A 17,384-nucleotide genomic window follows, 5' to 3' on the forward strand; every position below is an offset into this window, starting at 1 on the left:
CGGTAGCTTCCGAAGGACTGGGTTCGAAGGGGGCTATTGGGGTGACCATCGATGAGTGATACGGCTACGACGCAGGATCTTGACGCGCGGCTGGAGAAGCACCGGACGGAGCTGACCGGTTACTGCTACCGGATGCTCGGCTCCGCGTTCGAGGCCGAGGACGCCGTGCAGGACACGATGGTCCGGGCCTGGCGGAGCTTCGACAAGTTCGAGGGCCGGTCGTCGCTGCGCTCGTGGCTCTACCGCATCGCGACGAACGTGTGCCTGGACATGCTGAACGCGGGCAATCGACGTGCCCGGCCGATGGATCTGACGGAGGCGACCCCGGTGTCCCAGGCGAAGCTGAACTCCCGGCCGGAGGTCACCTGGCTGGAGCCGGTCCCCGACGGCCGGGTGCTGCCGTCGGTGGTGGACCCGGCGGAGACGGCGGTGGAGCGCGAGACGATCCGGCTGGCCTTCGTCGCCGCCCTCCAGCATCTGCCGCCCAAGCAGCGTGCCGTGCTGATCCTGCGCGAGGTGCTGGCGTGGAAGGCGAGCGAGGTCGCCGAGCTGCTGGAGACGACGGTCGCCTCGGTCAACAGCGCGCTCCAGCGGGCCCGCGCGACGATCGCCGAGTCGGAACCGGCCTCGACCGACACGGCCGACCCGCTCGACGAGGAGCAGAAGGAGCTTCTGGAGCGGTATGTGGCCGCGTTCGAGGGCTACGACATGAAGGCGCTGACCAAGCTCCTGCATGAGGACGCGACGCTCTCCATGCCCCCGTACGACCTGTGGCTGCGCGGGCACGACGACATCGTGGGCTGGATGCTCGGTGTCGGCGAGGTCTGCCGCGGTTCCAAGCTGGTGGCGACGGTCGCCAACGGCACGCCCGCGTTCGCGCACTACCACCCGAGCCCGGACGGGGACGGGTATGTGCCGTGGGCGCTCATGGTCATCGAGATCGAGGAGGGCAAGGTCAGCGGGATCACCTCGTTCCTGGACACCGAGCGGTGGTTCCCGCTGTTCGATCTCCCGCCTCGCCTGGAGAAGGAAGCGAGCCCGGCGTAAGCACGAGGGCAGGCGCCACGGCCGGGGGCTGCGTTTGCTCCCGGCCGGGCCCCGGCCCATGGTGGGAGGGATCGGGGTGTCGGCGGGAAGGGCACGATGACGCCAACCGAAACCGCCAGTGAGGACCGGGATCCGAGGCCGGGGGGTCCCGCCGGCGCCGCAGCGGCCACGGCCAGAGTCAGCGTGGATCCGCACGGCACTGTCACGAGGTGGAACGAAGGCGCCCGGCGCCTCCTCGGCTACGCGCCCGAGGACATCGTCGGCCGGTCCGCGCGCGGGCTGCTCGCCGAGGAGCCGTCCGCCGAGACGCTGCGGTCCGCCAGCATGCCGCGCAGATGGGACGGGGCGGTGACGCTCCGCCACCAGGACGGCCACAGTGTCACGGCGCATCTGCTGGCCCACCGCCGGAAGCCGGACAGCGACGGCGAAAACAGCGAAGGCGAAAACAGCGGCGACGGGGACGGCAACGACGGGGACACAGACAGTGCCGGCGGCTGGTCGCTGTTCGCCGCCGTCGCCCCTCGGACCTCGACCTCCCCGGACGACGCGCTGGTGAGGTGGGCGTTCGCCGGGTCCCCCACCACGACGGCGCTCTACGACGCCGACCTTCGGCTGCGGCTGGCCAACTCGGACCTGGAGCGCGCGCTCGCGCTGTCCGAGGAGGCGATGCGGGGCCTGCGCGTGTCGGAGATCGTCGCCGCCCCACAGGCCGTCCGCACGGAGCGGCACATGCGCCGGGTGCTGGAGACCGGCCAGGCGGACCAGATACAGGTGGCCCTTCGGCTGGCGGGCCACCGGGGCGAGAGCACCTGGACGATCTCCCTCGTCCCCGTCCGGGACGGCGAGGGGACGGTACGGGGAGTGCTCGTCTCCGGGCAGGACATGACCGAGGAACGCCGGGCCCGTAGTCGGCTGTCCCTGCTCAACGAGGCCAGTATCCGTATCGGCAGCACCCTGGACGTCACCCGCAGCGCACAGGAACTGGCCGATGTGGCTGTCCCCCGGCTCGCCGACTTCGTCACCGTCGATCTGCTCCCCTCCATCGACGACGGCGAGGATCTGCGCGCCGGTCCGCTGATCAGCCCCGTCAGACTGCGCCGGGTCGCCTGCCAGTCCGTCCTGGACGGCTGCCCCGAGGCCGTCATCCAGCAAGGAGCGGTGGCCGTCTACCCGGAGGGCTCGCCCGCGGCCGAGTGCATGGCCACGGGCCGGCCGCTGATCCGGGAGGTGACACCCGCCGTGTTGGCCGCGTGGGGGCGCCATGCCCCGGAGCGTGCCGAGCGCGTACGGCAGTACGGCTTCCACTCGGTCCTGGCCGTACCGATGCGCGACCGCGGCATCACCCTCGGCGCGGTCACCTTCTCCCGCCACCGGCGCCCGGAGCCCTTCGAACAGGACGATCTGATGCTGGCCGAGGAGATCACCGCGAGGGCCGCGGTGTGCATCGAGAACGCCCGCCGCTACAGCCGCGAGCGCCGAACCTCTCTCACCCTCCAGAGCAGTCTCCTACCGGGACGGCCGCCCCGGCAGGCGGCGGTCGAGATCGCCTCCCGCTATCTGCCGTCCAGCGCGCGGGCGGGCGTGGGCGGTGACTGGTTCGACGTGATCCCCCTCTCCGGCGCCCGCGTCGCCCTGGTCGTCGGTGACGTGGTCGGCCACGGCATCCAGGCGTCGGCCGCCATGGGACGGCTGCGCACCGCCGTCCGCACCCTGGCCGACGTCGACCTCCCGCCCGACGAACTGCTGACCCATCTGGACGATCTCGTCATCCATCTGTCCGCCGAGGCCGACAGCACGGAGGTCCCGACCGGCGACATCGGCGCGACCTGTCTGTACGCGGTGTACGACCCCGTCACCCGGCGCTGCACCGTGGCCCGTGCCGGGCATCCGGTCCCGGCGCTGACGACGCCGGACGGCACCGTGGAATTCCTCGACGTCCCCGTGGGCCCGCCCCTGGGAGTCGGCGGCCTGCCCTTCGAGACCGCCCAACTGGAGCTGCCGGTGGGCAGCGTCCTCACGCTCTACACCAACGGTCTGGTCGAGGCCCGCGACCACGACATGAACGAAGGACTCGAAATGCTGCGCGAGGTACTGGGCGGGCCGCACGAGTCCCTGGAGGAGAAGTGCGACACCGTGCTGCGCGCTCTCCTCCCGGACCCGGACCGCCCGGCCGACGACGTGGCGCTGCTGCTGGCCCGTACCCGCGCCATGGACTCGGCCCATGTCGCCACCTGGGACGTGCCGTACGACGCCGCCGCCGTCGCCGATGTCCGCAAGGACGCCTGCCGGCAGTTGGGCGCCTGGGGACTGGACGAGGCGGTGTTCGTCACCGAGCTGGTGGTCAGCGAGCTGGTCACCAACGCGATCCGTTACGGCGACGCCCCCATCCGGCTCCGGCTGATCCGCGACCGCAACCTGATCATCGAGGTCGCCGACGGCAGCAGCACCGCCCCCCACCTGCGCCGGGCCCGGGTCTCCGACGAGGGCGGCCGTGGGCTGCTCCTGGTCTCGCAGCTCACACAGGGCTGGGGCACGCGCCAGACGTACACCGGCAAGACGATCTGGGCGGAGCAGAGCCTCACGGCGATCTGACGAGCGGCGGATCCGGGCCCGCTTCGACGGCTTCGACCGAGCCGCGGCCGGGTCCCTCGGCCCGGACGATGTCCGTGAGGCCGACCAGCTCCAGCAGCAGAAGCAGCTCGGGCCCCGCGCCCCGCAGCGTGATCCGGCACCCGCGCCTGCGGGCGACGAGTTGCAGTCTGGCCAGGGCGTTCACGGTGGCCACGGTCGGCCGTCCGAGCGCGCCGACGTCGCAGACCGCGTCGGTGGCGCCACTGTCTCTCAGCCGTGCGGCCAGTTGGTCGCAGAGCTGAGGGACATCGGCGGCGGTGATCGGCCCGCGCAGTGCGAGGAGGATCGTCTTGGTGGCTTCCACGTAGATAGAGACCCGGGGCGGGGACGGAACTCATCGGGCGGGGACGTGTCCTCAATCGCCGGACGGGCTTGAAGTGCCGCCGCACCGGGCGGGATTCCACCGGCCGGTGGGTGGCGTCCTCAAACGCCGGACGGGCTTGAAATGCCCAACCCGTGGGCCCAATTGAGCCCAACCGCAGGCGGTGTCGCACCGCCGGACGGCTTGAAGTACCCGCCGGACGGGCTCGAAATGCCCACCGCACGGGCCCAGTTGAACCCAACCGCAGGCAGTGCCCCACCGCCAGACAGGCTCGAAACGCCGCCGCACCGGCCGGAAACCCACCAGCCGACAGGGTGGCGTCCCCAAACGCCGGACAGGCTTGAAATGCCCAACCCGTAGACCCAATTGAACCCAACCGCAGGCGGCATCGCACCGCCAGACGGCTTGAAGTACCCACCGGACAGCTCGAAATGCCCACCACACGGGCCCAGTTGAACCCAACCGTAGGCAGTGTCCCACCGCCCGACGGGCTCGAAATGCCGCCGCACGAGCCCAGTTGAGCCCGTCAGGCGATTCGGTCCAGCACGATCGGGGGGGCCGTGAACGTCGTTCCCGCCGGGGCGATGTCGTACGCCGACGCCAGGGATTCGAGCGCGTAGTCGAACTTCTCGGGGGTGTCGGTGTGCAGCGTGAGCAGCGGCTGACCCGCCGTCACCGGGTCGCCCGGCTTCGCGTGCAGCTCCACGCCGGCGCCCGCCTGCACCACGTCCTCCTTGCGGGCGCGCCCCGCGCCGAGGCGCCAGGCCGCGACGCCGACGTCGTACGCGTCGAGCCGGGTCAGCACCCCGGAGGACGGCGCGGTGATCACCTGGCGCTCGCGCGCCACCGGGAGCGCCGCGTCCGGGTCGCCGCCCTGGGCCGCGATCATGCGGCGCCAGACGTCCATCGCCGAGCCGTCGGCCAGCGCCTTCGCCGGGTCGGCGTCGGGCAGTCCGGCGGCGTCGAGCATTTCGCGGGCCAGTGCGAGCGTCAGCTCGATCACGTCGGCCGGGCCGCCGCCCGCGAGGACGTCGACCGATTCGCGTACCTCCAGGGCGTTGCCCGCGGTGAGGCCGAGCGGGGTGGCCATGTCGGTGAGCAGTGCCACGGTGCGTACGCCGTGGTCGGTGCCCAGTCCCACCATCGTCGCGGCCAGTTCGCGCGCGTCCTCGACGGTCTTCATGAAGGCGCCGGAGCCGACCTTGACGTCCAGGACCAGTGAGCCGGTGCCCTCGGCGATCTTCTTCGACATGATCGAGGAGGCGATGAGCGGGATCGCCTCGACGGTGCCGGTGACGTCGCGCAGCGCGTACAGCTTCTTGTCGGCCGGGGCCAGCCCGTCACCGGCGGCGCAGATCACGGCGCCGGCGGAGTCCAGTACGGCCAGCATCTCGTCGTTGGAGATCCGTGCCCGCCAGCCCGGAATGGCCTCCAGCTTGTCGAGGGTCCCGCCGGTGTGGCCGAGGCCGCGTCCGCTGAGCTGCGGTACGGCCGCGCCGCACGCGGCGACCAGCGGTGCGAGCGGCAGTGTGATCTTGTCGCCGACGCCGCCCGTGGAGTGCTTGTCGGCGGTGGGACGGGACAGCGACGAGAAGTCCATGCGCTCGCCGGAGGCGATCATGGCGGCGGTCCACAGGGCGATCTCCGCGCGGTTCATGCCGTTGAGCAGGATCGCCATGGCCAGGGCCGACATCTGCTCGTCGGCGACGTCACCGCGTGTGTAGGCGTCGATGACCCAGTCGATCTGCTCGGCGCTCAGCTCGCCCCGGTCCCGCTTGGTGCGGATGACGGAGATGACGTCCATGGCCATGGTGTTCCTCGGTTCTCGGTTCTCGGTTCTCGGTTCTCGGTTCTCAGTTCTCAGTTCTGGTTGAGGTGCTGCGGGCCGAATGCCTGGGGCAGCATCTCGGAGAGCGGGACGACCCCCTGCGGGGTGTCCAGCAGCAGGCCGGGGCCGCCGAACTCGTACAGGAGCTGCCGGCACCGGCCGCACGGCACCAGGAGCGCGCCCGCGCCGTCCACGCACGTGAAGTGCGTGAGCCGGCCGCCGCCCGTCGTGTGGAGCGCGGAGACGAGCCCGCACTCGGCGCACAGACCGAGGCCGTACGAGGCGTTCTCGACGTTGCAGCCGGTGACGGTCCGGCCGTCGTCCGCCAGGGCGGCGGCGCCGACCGGGTAGCCCGAATACGGCGCGTAGGCACGGGACATGGCGCCCCGGGCCGCCGCGCGAAGGGCCTGCCAGTCCACGCCGCTGCCGCCGGCGGCCACGGTGTCGGAGTCCGTCATGTGCCCTGGCCTCTTCGGTAGGTCATGCCGTCGGCCTTGGGCATCCGCAGCCGTTGCGCGGACAGGGCGAGGACGAGCAGCGTCGTCACGTACGGTGCGGCGTCCACGAACTGGCTCGGGACCTGGTCCGTCAGGGCGTACCAGGTGAACAGCAGCGCGGAGACGACCGCCGAGATGACGGCCGCGACGTACTTGCGCTTGTAGAGCTGCCAGCCCACGACGAGCACCAGCAGGATCGCCAGCAGCAGGAGCATGGCGTGCACGTTCTCGGCGCCGCCGCGCAGCTTGAGGCTGTCGGTGAAGCCGAACAGTCCGGCGCCCAGCGCCATGCCGCCCGGCATCCAGTTGCCGAAGATCATCGCGGCGAGACCGATGTAGCCGCGCCCGCCGGTCTGGTTCTCCTGGTAGATGCCGGTGGCGACGATGGCCAGGAAGGCACCGCCGAGTCCCGCGAGTCCGCCGGAGACGGTGACGGCGATGTACTTGTACTTGTAGACGTTGACGCCCAGCGTCTCGGCGGCGATCGGGTTCTCGCCGCAGGAGCGCAGCCGCAGTCCGAAGGACGTACGCCACAGGATCCACCAGGTGGCGGGGATCAGCAGCAGGGCGACGATCGTCAGCAGGGACAGGCCCGTCACCAGACCGCCGAGCACTCCGGCGATGTCGGAGATCAGGAACCAGTGTTTCTGTTGGAGATCTGCCAGCCCGTCGGCGAGTCCTGGAATGGTGATCTCGGTGATCGAGTCGATGCGTGGGGACTGCTTGGAGGAGCCGCCCGGCTCGTTGGCGAAGGTGAAGTTGGAGAGGTAGCGGGTCACGCCGACGGCGAGGATGTTGATGGCCACACCGGAGACGATGTGGTTCACGCCGAAGGTGACGGTGACGATCGCGTGCAGCAGACCGCCCAGCGCGCCGCCGAGGATGCCGAACAGGACGCCGACCCAGGGGCCCCACTGGAATCCGGCCCAGGCGCCGAACCAGGTGCCGAGGACCATCATCCCTTCGAGGCCGATGTTGATGACGCCCGCGCGCTCGGCCCACAGGCCGCCGAGTCCGGCGAGGCCGATGGGTACGGCGAGTTCGAGCGCGCCGGCGACCTGTCCTACGGAGGTGACGTCGTCGGCGCCGCTGATCAGCCGGACCAGGGAGATCAGGGCCAGTCCGCCGGCGATGATCAGCAGAATGACGGGGAGGGTGAGCTTGCGCCGCCCGCCGCCCTTCTTGGGAGCCGCACTCGCTGCGGTAACGGTGCTGGTACTCACAGGGCAGCCCCCTTGTCACTGTTGGATACGGAATCGGAGCCGGGTCCGGAGTCGGCCTCTGTACGGATGGCGCCGCCCGCCGCCAGTTCCTCGCCGACCTTCTGCTGCTGCCGGCGCAGCCCGTACCGGCGTACCAGCTCGTAGCTGACCACGACCGAGATCACGATCAGGCCCTGCATGATCGTCGCGATCTCCTTCTCGTACCCGAACTGGTCGAGAGAGGCGGACGACTTGTCGAGGAAGGCGATCAGCAGCGCGCTGAACGCGATGCCGAGCGGATGGTTACGGCCCAGCAGCGCGATGGTGATGCCGGTGAAGCCGATACCGGTGGGGAAGTCGAGGCTGTACGTGTGGGTGTCGCCGAGCAGTGTCGGCATACCGACCAGGCCGGCGACCGCGCCGGAGATCAGCATCGAGGTGAGGACCATCTTCTTGGCGTCGACGCCCGACGCCTGCGCGGCGCTCTCGCTGGCGCCGGTGGCGCGCAGGTCGAAGCCGAAGCGGGTGCGGCCGAGGACGAACCAGTAGATGACACCGCAGAGCGCGGCGACGAAGGTGAAGCCGTAGATCTCGCCGGCCTCGGCGCCCATGGACAGTCCGGGGAACCAGCCGGCCTCCGGGATCTCGCCGGTCGTCAGGTTGTTGGAGCCCGGGGGCTGCTCGCCGAAGTTCTTCGGCAGGATCAGCCAGGCGACGAGGCTGGTCGCGATCGAGTTGAGCATGATCGTGGAGACGACCTCGCTCACCCCGCGCGTGGTCTTGAGGATGCCCGCGATCCCGGACCAGAAGGCGCCGACGAGCATCGCCGTGATGACGATGAGGGCGATCTGGAGCGGTCCCGGCAGGTTCACGCTGGCACCGACGAGCGCCGCTATCATCGCGGCGAGCCGGTACTGGCCGTCGACCCCGATGTTGAACAGGTTCATCCGGAAACCGACGGCGACGGCGAGCGCGGCGAGGTAGTACGTACCTGCCTGGTTGACGATCAGGACCTGTACGTCGACGTAGCTCGCCGACTCGAACATGATCCGGTACGGCTCCCACGGGTTGGTGCCCGAGGCGAGCAGCACCACCGTGGTGAGGGCGATGGCGACGACCAGCGCGAGCACCGGGCCGGCCAGGCCCAGGATCAGCCGGTCCTTGTCGAACTTCTTCATCGGACTCATCGGGCTCATCGGGCTCATCGGGCCTCGTCCTCCGGGGCTGCCTCGAGGTGGCCGGTGGCGGCGCCGGTCATGGCGGTACCCAGCTCCTCCGGGGTGATGGTCGCGGGGTCCGCGTCGGCGACGAACCTGCCGCGGTACATCACGCGCAGGGTGTCGGAGAGCCCGATCAGCTCGTCCAGGTCGGCGGAGATCAGCAGCACCGCGAGCCCGTCGCGGCGGGCGGCCTTGATCTGGTCCCAGATCTGGGCCTGCGCGCCGACGTCGACGCCGCGCGTGGGGTGGGCGGCGATCAGCAGCTTCGGGCTGTGGCTCATCTCGCGGCCGACGATCAGCTTCTGCTGGTTGCCGCCGGACAGGGAGGAGGCCGTGACGTCGATGCCGGGGGTGCGGACGTCGTACTCGACCACGATGCGCCTGGTGTCGGCGCGCGCCGCCTTGGGGTCGAGGAGTCCGCCCCTGCTGTTGGGGCGTTCGGTCACATGGCCGAGGATACGGTTCTCCCACAGGGGCGCTTCCAGCAGCAGTCCGTGCCGGTGCCGGTCCTCGGGGATGTAGCCGATGCCGCCCTCGCGGCGCTCGCGGGTGGGCGCGTGCGAGATGTCGGCGGTGTCGAGGGTGATCACACCGCCGTCGGGGTCGCGCAGACCCATCAGCGTCTCGATCAGCTCGGTCTGGCCGTTGCCCTCGACGCCCGCGATGCCCAGGACCTCGCCGCGGTGGATGGTGAAGCCGATGTCGGTCAGCACCTCGCGTACGACGCCGTCGGAGTCGGTGGCCGTGAGCCGCAGGTCCGCGACCGTGAGCACCGGTTCGTCGGTGACCGTGGACTCGCGGGTCTCGGGCGAGGGGAGTTCGCTGCCGACCATCAGCTCGGCGAGCTGCTTGGTGGTGGTGTTCGCGGGGTCGGCCGTGCCCACGGTCGTACCGCGCCGGATGACGGTGATGTCGTCGGCGACGGACAGCACCTCGCCCAGCTTGTGCGAGATGAAGATGACGGTCAGGCCCTCGGCCTTGAGCTCGCGCAGGTTGTCGAAGAGGGCGTCGACCTCCTGCGGGACGAGGACGGCGGTGGGCTCGTCCAGGATGAGGATGCGGGCGCCCCGGTAGAGGACCTTGAGGATCTCCACGCGCTGGCGGTCGGCGACGCCGAGGTCTTCGACGAGGGCGTCGGGGCGGACCCCGAGGCCGTACGCGTCGGAGATCTCGGTGATCTTCTTGCGCGCCCCCTGGCCGATGCCGTGCAGCTTCTCGGCCCCGAGAACGACGTTCTCCAGGACGGTGAAGTTGTCGGCCAGCATGAAGTGCTGGTGCACCATGCCGATGCCGCGCGTGATGGCGTCGGCCGGGCTGTTGAAGGTGACCCGCGTGCCGTCGACGGTGATCGTTCCCTCGTCCGGCTTCTGCATGCCGTACAGGATCTTCATCAGGGTCGACTTGCCGGCACCGTTCTCACCGACGAGGGCGTGGACGGTGCCCTTGCCGATGGTGATGCCGATGTCGTGGTTGGCCACGACGCCGGGGAACCGCTTGGTGATGCCGTGCAGTTCTACGGCGGGGGGACTGCTGGACGCGTTGATGACGCACTCTCCTTGGCCGGACAGGAGCTGGAGCGGGGCGGAGGGCAGGGCGGGGGGCAGGGCGGAGGTGAAGCTATCGCGCCGGAGGGGCGTCTACACGCGTAGCGCTGCCGAATCGTGAGGGTAGATCTTGCGTAGAACGGGGGCCCGGAGCAGCCGGCGGTTTGCCGACCGCCACTCCGGGCCCCCGTACACGGCAGTGGTTACGGAGCCGTCTTGACGGTGATCTTGCCGTCGACGATCTCCTGCTTGGCCTTGTCCACGGCGGCGGTCACGTCGGTCATCTTGACGTAGGCCGGGTTGGAGTCGGTGAGGCCGACGCCGTCCTTGTCCAGGCCGTAACGGATCTCACCGTTCTGCGGCTTGCCGTCCTCGACCGACTGGATCAGGTTGAACACCGAGTCGGCGATGTCCTTGGTGACCGAGGTCAGGATGCTGTCCTTGTACGCGGCGAGACCGGCCTGCTTGTACTGGTCGGAGTCGACGCCGATGTTCCACTTGCCCGCGGCCGAGACCGCCTCGATCGAGCCGGAGCCGGCCAGACCGGCCGCCGCGTAGATCACGTCGGCCTTCTTGTCGAGCTGGCCCTGTGCGGCGGCCTTGCCCAGGTCGGGCTTGGAGAAGCCGTCGAAGTTCGGCGGCTGGGTCAGATACTGCGAGAGCACCTTCACCGAGGGGTCGGTGTCCGCGACGCCCTGCGTGTAGCCGGCCTCGAACTTCTTGATCAGCGGGGTCTCGACACCGCCGATGAAGCCGACGGTCTTGGTCTTGGTGGCCTTGGCCGCCGCGACACCGGCGAGGTAGGAACCCTGCTCCTCGTTGAAGACGAGGTTGGCGATGTTCTTACCGGTCACCGAGGAGTCGTCGATGATCCCGAAGGTCGTCTTCGGGAACTTCGGGGCGACCTTCTTTATGGCGGGCGCGTAGGCGAAGCCGACGCCGATCACCGGGTTGTTGCCGGCGCGGGCCAGCTCGGTCAGCCGCTGGACCTTGTCGGCGTCGGACTCGCCGTCCGACGGCTCGGCGTCGTTGCCCTTGACCTTGAGGTCCTTCTCGGCCTTCACCAGACCCGCGTACGCGGCGTCGTTGAAGGACTGGTCGCCCCGGCCACCGATGTCGTACGCGATGGCGACGCTTTTCTCCTTCGAGTCGGACGACGCGTCCGAGGACGAGGTGTTGCCACACGCGGTGGCGGTGAGCGCGAGCGCCGCGGACGCGACGCCCACGGTTGCGATCCTGGTGATCCGGCGCAAGGGAGGCTCCTTCAAAGCGACCTAAGCGCCTCTTCCGGCGCTGGTTTCGCCGCGATCGTAACGCGCGTAGATGTCAGATAAAGCCCTGTACGGAAGCCGTTATCGGATCGTCGCGAACAACGGCGTGAGGGCCGATTACGGGAAAGGGCACGGCCGGTTACGAACGGTCGCCGTCGATGAGTGCGGCGGCGGTGAAAAGCTCCACCCCGACCTGAATCGCCCGTTCGTCCGCGTCGAAATCCCCCCGGTGCAGATCGCGCCGCGCAGTGTCACCCGGAGTCCGTACGCCGAGCCGCGCCATCGCGCCGGGCACCTCCTCCAGATACCAGGAGAAGTCCTCGCCGCCGAGGCTCTGCTCGGTGTCCTCGATCGACTGCGCGCCCCGGCGGGCGGTCTGGGCGTCACGCAGCAGCTCGGCCATCATCAGGTCGTTGACGACCGGCGGGACCCCGCGGACGTAGTTGATCTGCGACTTGGCGTGGTAGAGCGCGGAGATCTCGTCGATCGCGGCGTGCACCAGGTCCGGCGCCTCGCGCCACGACTTCAGATCCAGGCAGCGGACGGTGCCGGACAGCTCGGCGTGCTGCGGAATGACGTTGCAGGCGTGGCCGGCGGCGATACGGCCCCAGGTGAGCGCGAGCCCGGACCGGGCGTCGACGCGGCGGGCCAGCAGCGCGGGCACCTCGGTGGCGACCTTCGCGGCGGCGGTGACCAGGTCGGTGGTCAGATGCGGGCGGGCGGTGTGGCCGCCGGGGCCGTCGAGGGTGACTTCCAGCCGGTCGCAGGCGGAGGTGATCGGGCCGGTGCGCAGCCCGATGGTGCCGACGTCGACGCGCGGGTCGCAGTGCACCGCGATGATCCGGCCGACGCCCTCCAGGACCCCGGCCCCGATCGCGTCGAGCGCGCCTCCGGGCAGCACCTCCTCGGCGGGCTGGAAGATCAGCCGCACCGGATGGGGCAGCAGACCCTCACGGTCGAGCTGGGCCAGGACCAGACCGGCGCCGAGGACGGCGGTGGTGTGGACGTCATGGCCGCAGGCGTGCGCGCGGTCGGGGACGGTGGAGCGGTAGGCGACGCCGGTCTTGGTGTCCGGGATGGGCAGTGCGTCGATGTCCGCGCGCAGGGCGAGCATGGGGCGTACGCCGGAGGCCGCGGACGTACCGTCGCGCGTACCGATGTCACAGATGAGCCCGGTTCCGGTGCTCAGCACCTGCGGTACGAGCCCGGCCCGCTCCAGGCGGTGCTTGAGCGCGGTGGTGGTACGGAACTCCTGGTTGCCCAGCTCCGGGTGCATGTGCATGTCGCGACGGAACGCGATCAGCTCGGTACGCAGCGCCTCGGGCAGCGTGCCGGGCAGCGGGGCCGCGCTGGGCTCACCGGAGAGGTCGGTTTCGGACTCGCGGGACATCAACTGGTTCACCTGTTGCATCGTAGGCCCCCGGAGGGGGCTGCTGCCCGACGATCAACAAAACTTCAGCCACTCAGTGGAAGAAACCCGGTCCCGGCTGGCATGCCGCCCCGCCGCAGCGGGTATACCCGTCCGGCTCCTCCCGCTATGGCCCCGGCGCACGGGCCCCGGGCGGCGACGGGCCGCTGTGGACATGCGGCTGCCGGCGACTCGCCGCCACCGCCACGAACGGAACGCGTTGTAACTGCCCTTCTACGGTTGGTAAGTTGGGCCGAAGGGATTCAAAAGGATTCCCTTGAGGGCGCGTTCGGGGAAGGACCCCACAAATGGCGTGGGACGAGTGGGAACGGCTGAAGTCGGACGCGGCCGGCAGGCAGTCCACCGAGATGAGACTCAATCAGGCTCCCGGGGCACCTGGCGGCAGCGAGAGCGATCTGGTGGTCAACCAGGACGATCTGGGAGCCGTGGGCCACGATGCCTTCGTCCTCCATCGCGACCTGGGCAAGCAGGTGGACATCGCCGGCGCCGGCGCGGACAAGAGTGGCTCGGGCTCGAGCATGCAGGCCGCCGCGTCCCTCAAGATCCATAACTTCGCTCTGGGATCCGCTCTGGAGACGACGGTCTCGACCTGGACCAGCCAGCAAAAGTCGCTGCTTCAAGCGTGCGCCCACATCTCCAACCACCTGGACTACTCCAAGGCGTCCCACGCCAAGGACGACGCCGCCATCGAGGCATCGATCCGCGGCCGCGACGGCACCGCCCTGCCCGTGTCACGACTCGACACCTATTTCAAGTAAGGGGCGCGACGGTGGCCAGTCTCACCTTGACTGATGTGGCCGAGGTAGACCTCGGCAAGCTCGGAACAGCCGTTTCTGACTGGGAGAAGGCCGTCGCCAGTCTCAAGACGCTCGCGGGAAACGCCACATCCGGCCTGCTCGCGAAGTCGGACTCCGCCCGCTGGAGCGGGGCCAACGCGACCGTGACCCGGGGCTTCGTCAAGAAGACGGCGAAGGAGTTCACCGACGCTCACGCGCAGGCCGAGAGCATCTGGAAGCTCCTCTCCGACGCTCATGCGGAACTCCTCAAGATCCAGAAGAGCATGAAGACCGCTGTCGAGGTGGACGCCCCCGCAATGGGGGTCAGGATCGAGGACTCCGGCGGTGGGTCGGTCCATTGGGTCTTCCCCCATGTCCGGGGTGACACCACCGAGCGGACGCCGGACCAGCGCGAGGCGGCGCAGGCGCTCGCAGACCGGATCGCCGGTCTGCTCGCGCAAGCCACGGAGATCGACGGCTCGGTGAGCCGGGCACTCGGCAAGGCCCATGGCAACGACGCGTACAACTTCGGGCACGCGAACTACGGCTCCCTGGACGACGCCCAGGTGGAGCGACAGTTGCAGCTCGCGGCGCTGGGGCCGAAGATGACCGACACGCAGCTCGCCGAGTTCAACGCGATCATGAAGTACAACGCCAAGGACCCGGATTTCGCGACGGGCTTCTACAAGGGGCTGGGCGGTCCACAAGAGACACTTGAGTTCTACGGGCGCATGTCGCGGGACGGCACGGCCGGGGACGACAAGGCACGCCTGGCTCTCACCCAGGAGCTGCAACGCACCATGGGTGCGTCACTGGCCACCGCCACTGACTCCGACAACAAGTCTCACCTGCCGGCGAGTTGGGGTGACGAATTCCGCAAACTCGGCACGGAGCGCATCGAGCTCAGTTCGGGGGAATTCCACTCTCCGCTCGGTTACCAGGTGCTCGGCGGACTCCTTCGCTATGGAGACTACGACCCGGAATTCATCAACCCGATCGCCGAGCACGTAACTCAGTTGCATCTCGACGATCCGAACCGGTTCACAGAGACCAGGGCCGCGGACGACGAAGACATCTACGGCTTCAATCCGTCAGGGAAACTGGGCTCCGGGAATGACCCGTTGACCAGCGTCCTTGAGGCGCTGGGACACAGTCCGGAGGCTTCGGAGAAGTTCTTCTCGGATGTACCGACCAAGTACAACGAGGACGGCACGGTCGACAAGAACAGCTCGACGGACTTCTCCAGTTACTTGGACAAGTTCGCCGAGAAGGACTTCCAGTGGAACATGGACACGAACGCCGCCAACAAGCTGGCGGACGAGAAGAATTCCCTGGACGCCATGAACAACGGCCCGAACGCGCTGGGCCACGCGTTGGAGGCGGCCACGACGGGACGTCCGTACGGAAGCGACGACAGCGCTGACGCCGTCCCGCACTCGGAGAAGGCAGCAGAGCTCACATCGAGGATCGTGGAGCTCTTCGGCGAGAATCCGGAACTGCTTCAGCGCAATGAGAATGGCGATCTCGAAAACGAGGATACCGGCCCGCTCTATGCGATGCGGGACAGCCTGGGCAACATCACCGCCGAATACATGGGCGACTTCCAACGCGTGGTGTACGCGGAGTCGGGTGATGATTTCCCCACATTCGGATCTCCTGCAGACCTCCGGATGGAACAGGCTCGATCATTCCTCGCCGTCGTCGGCCAGGATCCGGACGCGTACGCGGCCATCACGAGTGCCCAGCAGGCGTACACCTCCCAGCAGGTGGACTCAGCCATCAATGCGCCAACCCAGTCGGAGGCTTCCATTGACGGCCGCGTGCGCGGGGCCGTGGCCCCGGGCGCTGTCATCGCGGGCATCATGAGCGAATCCCGCGCCGATGCCGTCATCGACTACCACTCCGCAGCGGACGCGGAGTTCAACGAAGCGGCGGCGGACAACGCGAAGTGGGTGAACCGAATCGTCGGCATGGGAGGGGAGGCGGTGGGAGAGCGTGTGCCCATCGCGGGCGTGGTTGTCGGCTGGGCCAACGAGGACATCACGGCAAGCGTGTTGAAGAGCATTGCGCAGGATTCCACTGCGGACGCCGCGAAGGAAGCGGGAGAGTCGTACTCCGGTGGCCGTGAAGCAATCATCCGTTCCTCTGAGGAAGCCGTCAATCGGGCATTGATGAACAGCGACATACATCCGGACACCTACAACGACCTGCGCACGGCCGCGCGGACGGAGTCCGGCAACAGCCATGACTCAGGGGCGGGTTGGCAGCGCACCAGTGATCCGTCATGATGCGGCGGGCAGGACTGGCGACGCTGGCGGTCGCACTGTCCATCGGGCTCAGCGGCTGCGGCGAAGGAGCGAAGAAGGAGTACGCGATCCCCACCTCGCTCTGCGGGGTCTCGGTTGATCAGGAACTCCTTGAACCGCTCTTGCCTCCAGGTAAGAAGATTGAGGTGCGGAACGACCCATATGCGAAGGGCGTCCCTCGCACGGCTTGCGTCGCAAGAGTCGACGGAGACGTGTGGCTGACTGTGTATGGCGAGTGGCGGGAGGCAGGCTTCACCGCTCTCCAAGCCGCCGAGGACAAGGTGGTCGGCGGCGGCTCATTCGGTACAGCGGAGAACGGCAAGGTCTACTCGTGGAACCGGGGAGCAGCGACGGCCTTCCCGTGCCGCAGCGAGGACTGGGGGGCCTACTCGGCTGCCGTCGAGGTGGTCGAGCGGGACGACCGCGAGGCGAACGTCAAAGCCCTGGAGACCTTCATCACCCCGTACGGCGAGGCTCTGGCCAAGACACTCCCCTGTGAGGATTCCGCTTAGTGCGCGAGAGCCGAAGGACACTGATCGTGACCACCCGCACGAGGACGCACAGGCTCCTGTGCGCGGCCGTGGCCGGTTCCCTGGGATTCGGGGCCGTGGGGTGCGGCGGATCCGACGACACGAACGCGGCCGACGCGTCCGTGTCGGCCGACAAACTGTGCGCCGTGGGAGCCGTGAACAAGGACGCGGTCGGAGCACTCGAAGTCATCACCGGTGCGACCTTGTTCGCTCCCACCGGCGGGGACTCCGCTGTCGCCGCCGCAGCCGGGGAGTTGACCCGCGAGGCCGCACCCGTGAGCTCCGGAACCGGAGATGTCTGCAGCATTTTTCCGCGTCCCGAATCCGGTGGCCCGGCCGCTGAGATTCGCGTCGTCTGGAGACTGAGCAGCACCCCTCCGAAGGAAGACACCGCCCCGAAGTTCACCAGGCTTCCCATGGGCGAGAAAGCCGGTGCGGCTCACGACTCCGCGTTCGTGACGTTCCCTTGCTCGCCGAAGGACGAGCCTCGCGCATTCCCCGACCATGTCAGTGTCTGGGCGCAATCACGGGCAGTGCCCACGGAGGCCGAGGAGGATGTGCGACCCCTCAAGAACGCCTACGCCACCCTCGCCCACTCCTTCGCCCTGGCCATGGCAAAGGAACTGGACTGCGACAACAACGCCGGACTCAAACCCAAGCCCTCCCTGATCCCGGCGTCGTAGCCCTTGACCAACACCAACACCAACCACGCGGAAGGAACCTGATCGTGACCACCCGCACGAGGACGCACAGGCTCCTGGGGGGGGCTGCCCGGCGGGCC

The 17,384-nt window shown here is 68.9% G+C and carries 14 protein-coding genes; 6 read left to right on the forward strand and 8 right to left on the reverse strand.

The features are described 5' to 3' along the window. Positions 1-51 precede the first annotated feature (51 nt). Positions 52-1,047: a sigma-70 family RNA polymerase sigma factor gene (locus OG329_RS14170; RefSeq protein ID WP_405795382.1), complete on the forward strand. Its 996-nt coding sequence runs from the start codon at positions 52-54 to the stop codon at positions 1,045-1,047. A 96-nt stretch (positions 1,048-1,143) separates the two neighbouring features. Further along, entirely contained in the window at positions 1,144-3,639 is a 2,496-nt protein-coding gene (locus OG329_RS14175; protein ID WP_405795384.1) for a SpoIIE family protein phosphatase, read from the forward strand. Here the strand turns inward: OG329_RS14175 and OG329_RS14180 are convergent. From OG329_RS14180 to OG329_RS14215, 8 genes are all read right to left on the reverse strand, one after another. Then, complete coding sequence (locus OG329_RS14180; protein ID WP_405795386.1) at positions 3,626-3,982, reverse strand: STAS domain-containing protein; 357 nt, start codon at positions 3,980-3,982, stop codon at positions 3,626-3,628. The two genes, OG329_RS14175 and OG329_RS14180, sit on opposite strands and share 14 nt — an antisense overlap. Positions 3,983-4,526: 544 nt before the next feature. Beyond that, positions 4,527-5,804, reverse strand: coding sequence for a thymidine phosphorylase (locus tag OG329_RS14185; RefSeq protein ID WP_405801828.1), 1,278 nt, complete (start codon positions 5,802-5,804; stop codon positions 4,527-4,529). A 56-nt stretch (positions 5,805-5,860) separates the two neighbouring features. Further along, a complete protein-coding gene (locus OG329_RS14190) occupies positions 5,861-6,286 on the reverse strand; it encodes a cytidine deaminase (protein WP_405795387.1) in 426 nt (141 codons plus the stop codon). Beyond that, positions 6,283-7,548, reverse strand: a complete 1,266-nt coding sequence (locus OG329_RS14195; protein WP_405795389.1) for an ABC transporter permease — start codon at positions 7,546-7,548, stop codon at positions 6,283-6,285. The genes OG329_RS14190 and OG329_RS14195 overlap by 4 nt, the downstream gene beginning before the upstream one ends. Next, positions 7,545-8,705: an ABC transporter permease gene (locus tag OG329_RS14200; RefSeq protein ID WP_405801829.1), complete on the reverse strand. Its 1,161-nt coding sequence runs from the start codon at positions 8,703-8,705 to the stop codon at positions 7,545-7,547. Before OG329_RS14200 ends, OG329_RS14195 begins: the two co-directional genes overlap by 4 nt. Positions 8,706-8,728: 23 nt before the next feature. Beyond that, positions 8,729-10,315: an ABC transporter ATP-binding protein gene (locus OG329_RS14205; protein WP_405801830.1), complete on the reverse strand. Its 1,587-nt coding sequence runs from the start codon at positions 10,313-10,315 to the stop codon at positions 8,729-8,731. A 179-nt stretch (positions 10,316-10,494) separates the two neighbouring features. Further along, positions 10,495-11,544, reverse strand: coding sequence for a BMP family protein (locus tag OG329_RS14210; RefSeq protein WP_405795390.1), 1,050 nt, complete (start codon positions 11,542-11,544; stop codon positions 10,495-10,497). Positions 11,545-11,701: 157 nt separating this feature from the next. Then, the gene (locus OG329_RS14215; RefSeq protein ID WP_405801831.1) at positions 11,702-12,952 is read right to left on the reverse strand and encodes an amidohydrolase; all 1,251 of its coding nucleotides are present in this window, start codon (positions 12,950-12,952) and stop codon (positions 11,702-11,704) included. A 326-nt stretch (positions 12,953-13,278) separates the two neighbouring features. Between OG329_RS14215 and OG329_RS14220 the strand changes: the two genes are divergently transcribed. The 4 genes from OG329_RS14220 to OG329_RS14235 all read left to right on the forward strand — a co-directional run bounded on the left by OG329_RS14220 (position 13,279) and on the right by OG329_RS14235 (position 17,286). Further along, on the forward strand, positions 13,279-13,749 hold the full coding sequence (locus OG329_RS14220; protein ID WP_405795392.1) for a hypothetical protein: 471 nt from the start codon (positions 13,279-13,281) through the stop codon (positions 13,747-13,749). 11 nt (positions 13,750-13,760) lie between these two features. Continuing rightward, positions 13,761-16,055: a hypothetical protein gene (locus OG329_RS14225; protein WP_405795393.1), complete on the forward strand. Its 2,295-nt coding sequence runs from the start codon at positions 13,761-13,763 to the stop codon at positions 16,053-16,055. Further along, positions 16,052-16,585 carry a hypothetical protein gene (locus OG329_RS14230; protein WP_405795394.1) on the forward strand — a complete coding sequence of 178 codons (534 nt, stop codon included), beginning with the start codon at positions 16,052-16,054 and terminating at the stop codon, positions 16,583-16,585. Before OG329_RS14225 ends, OG329_RS14230 begins: the two co-directional genes overlap by 4 nt. A gap of 173 nt (positions 16,586-16,758) precedes the next feature. Beyond that, positions 16,759-17,286, forward strand: coding sequence for a hypothetical protein (locus OG329_RS14235; protein WP_405795396.1), 528 nt, complete (start codon positions 16,759-16,761; stop codon positions 17,284-17,286). Positions 17,287-17,384: the final 98 nt, after the last annotated feature.

Origin of the sequence: Streptomyces sp. NBC_01506, from assembly GCF_045040295.1 — a bacterium.
Lineage (GTDB): Bacteria > Actinomycetota > Actinomycetes > Streptomycetales > Streptomycetaceae > Streptomyces.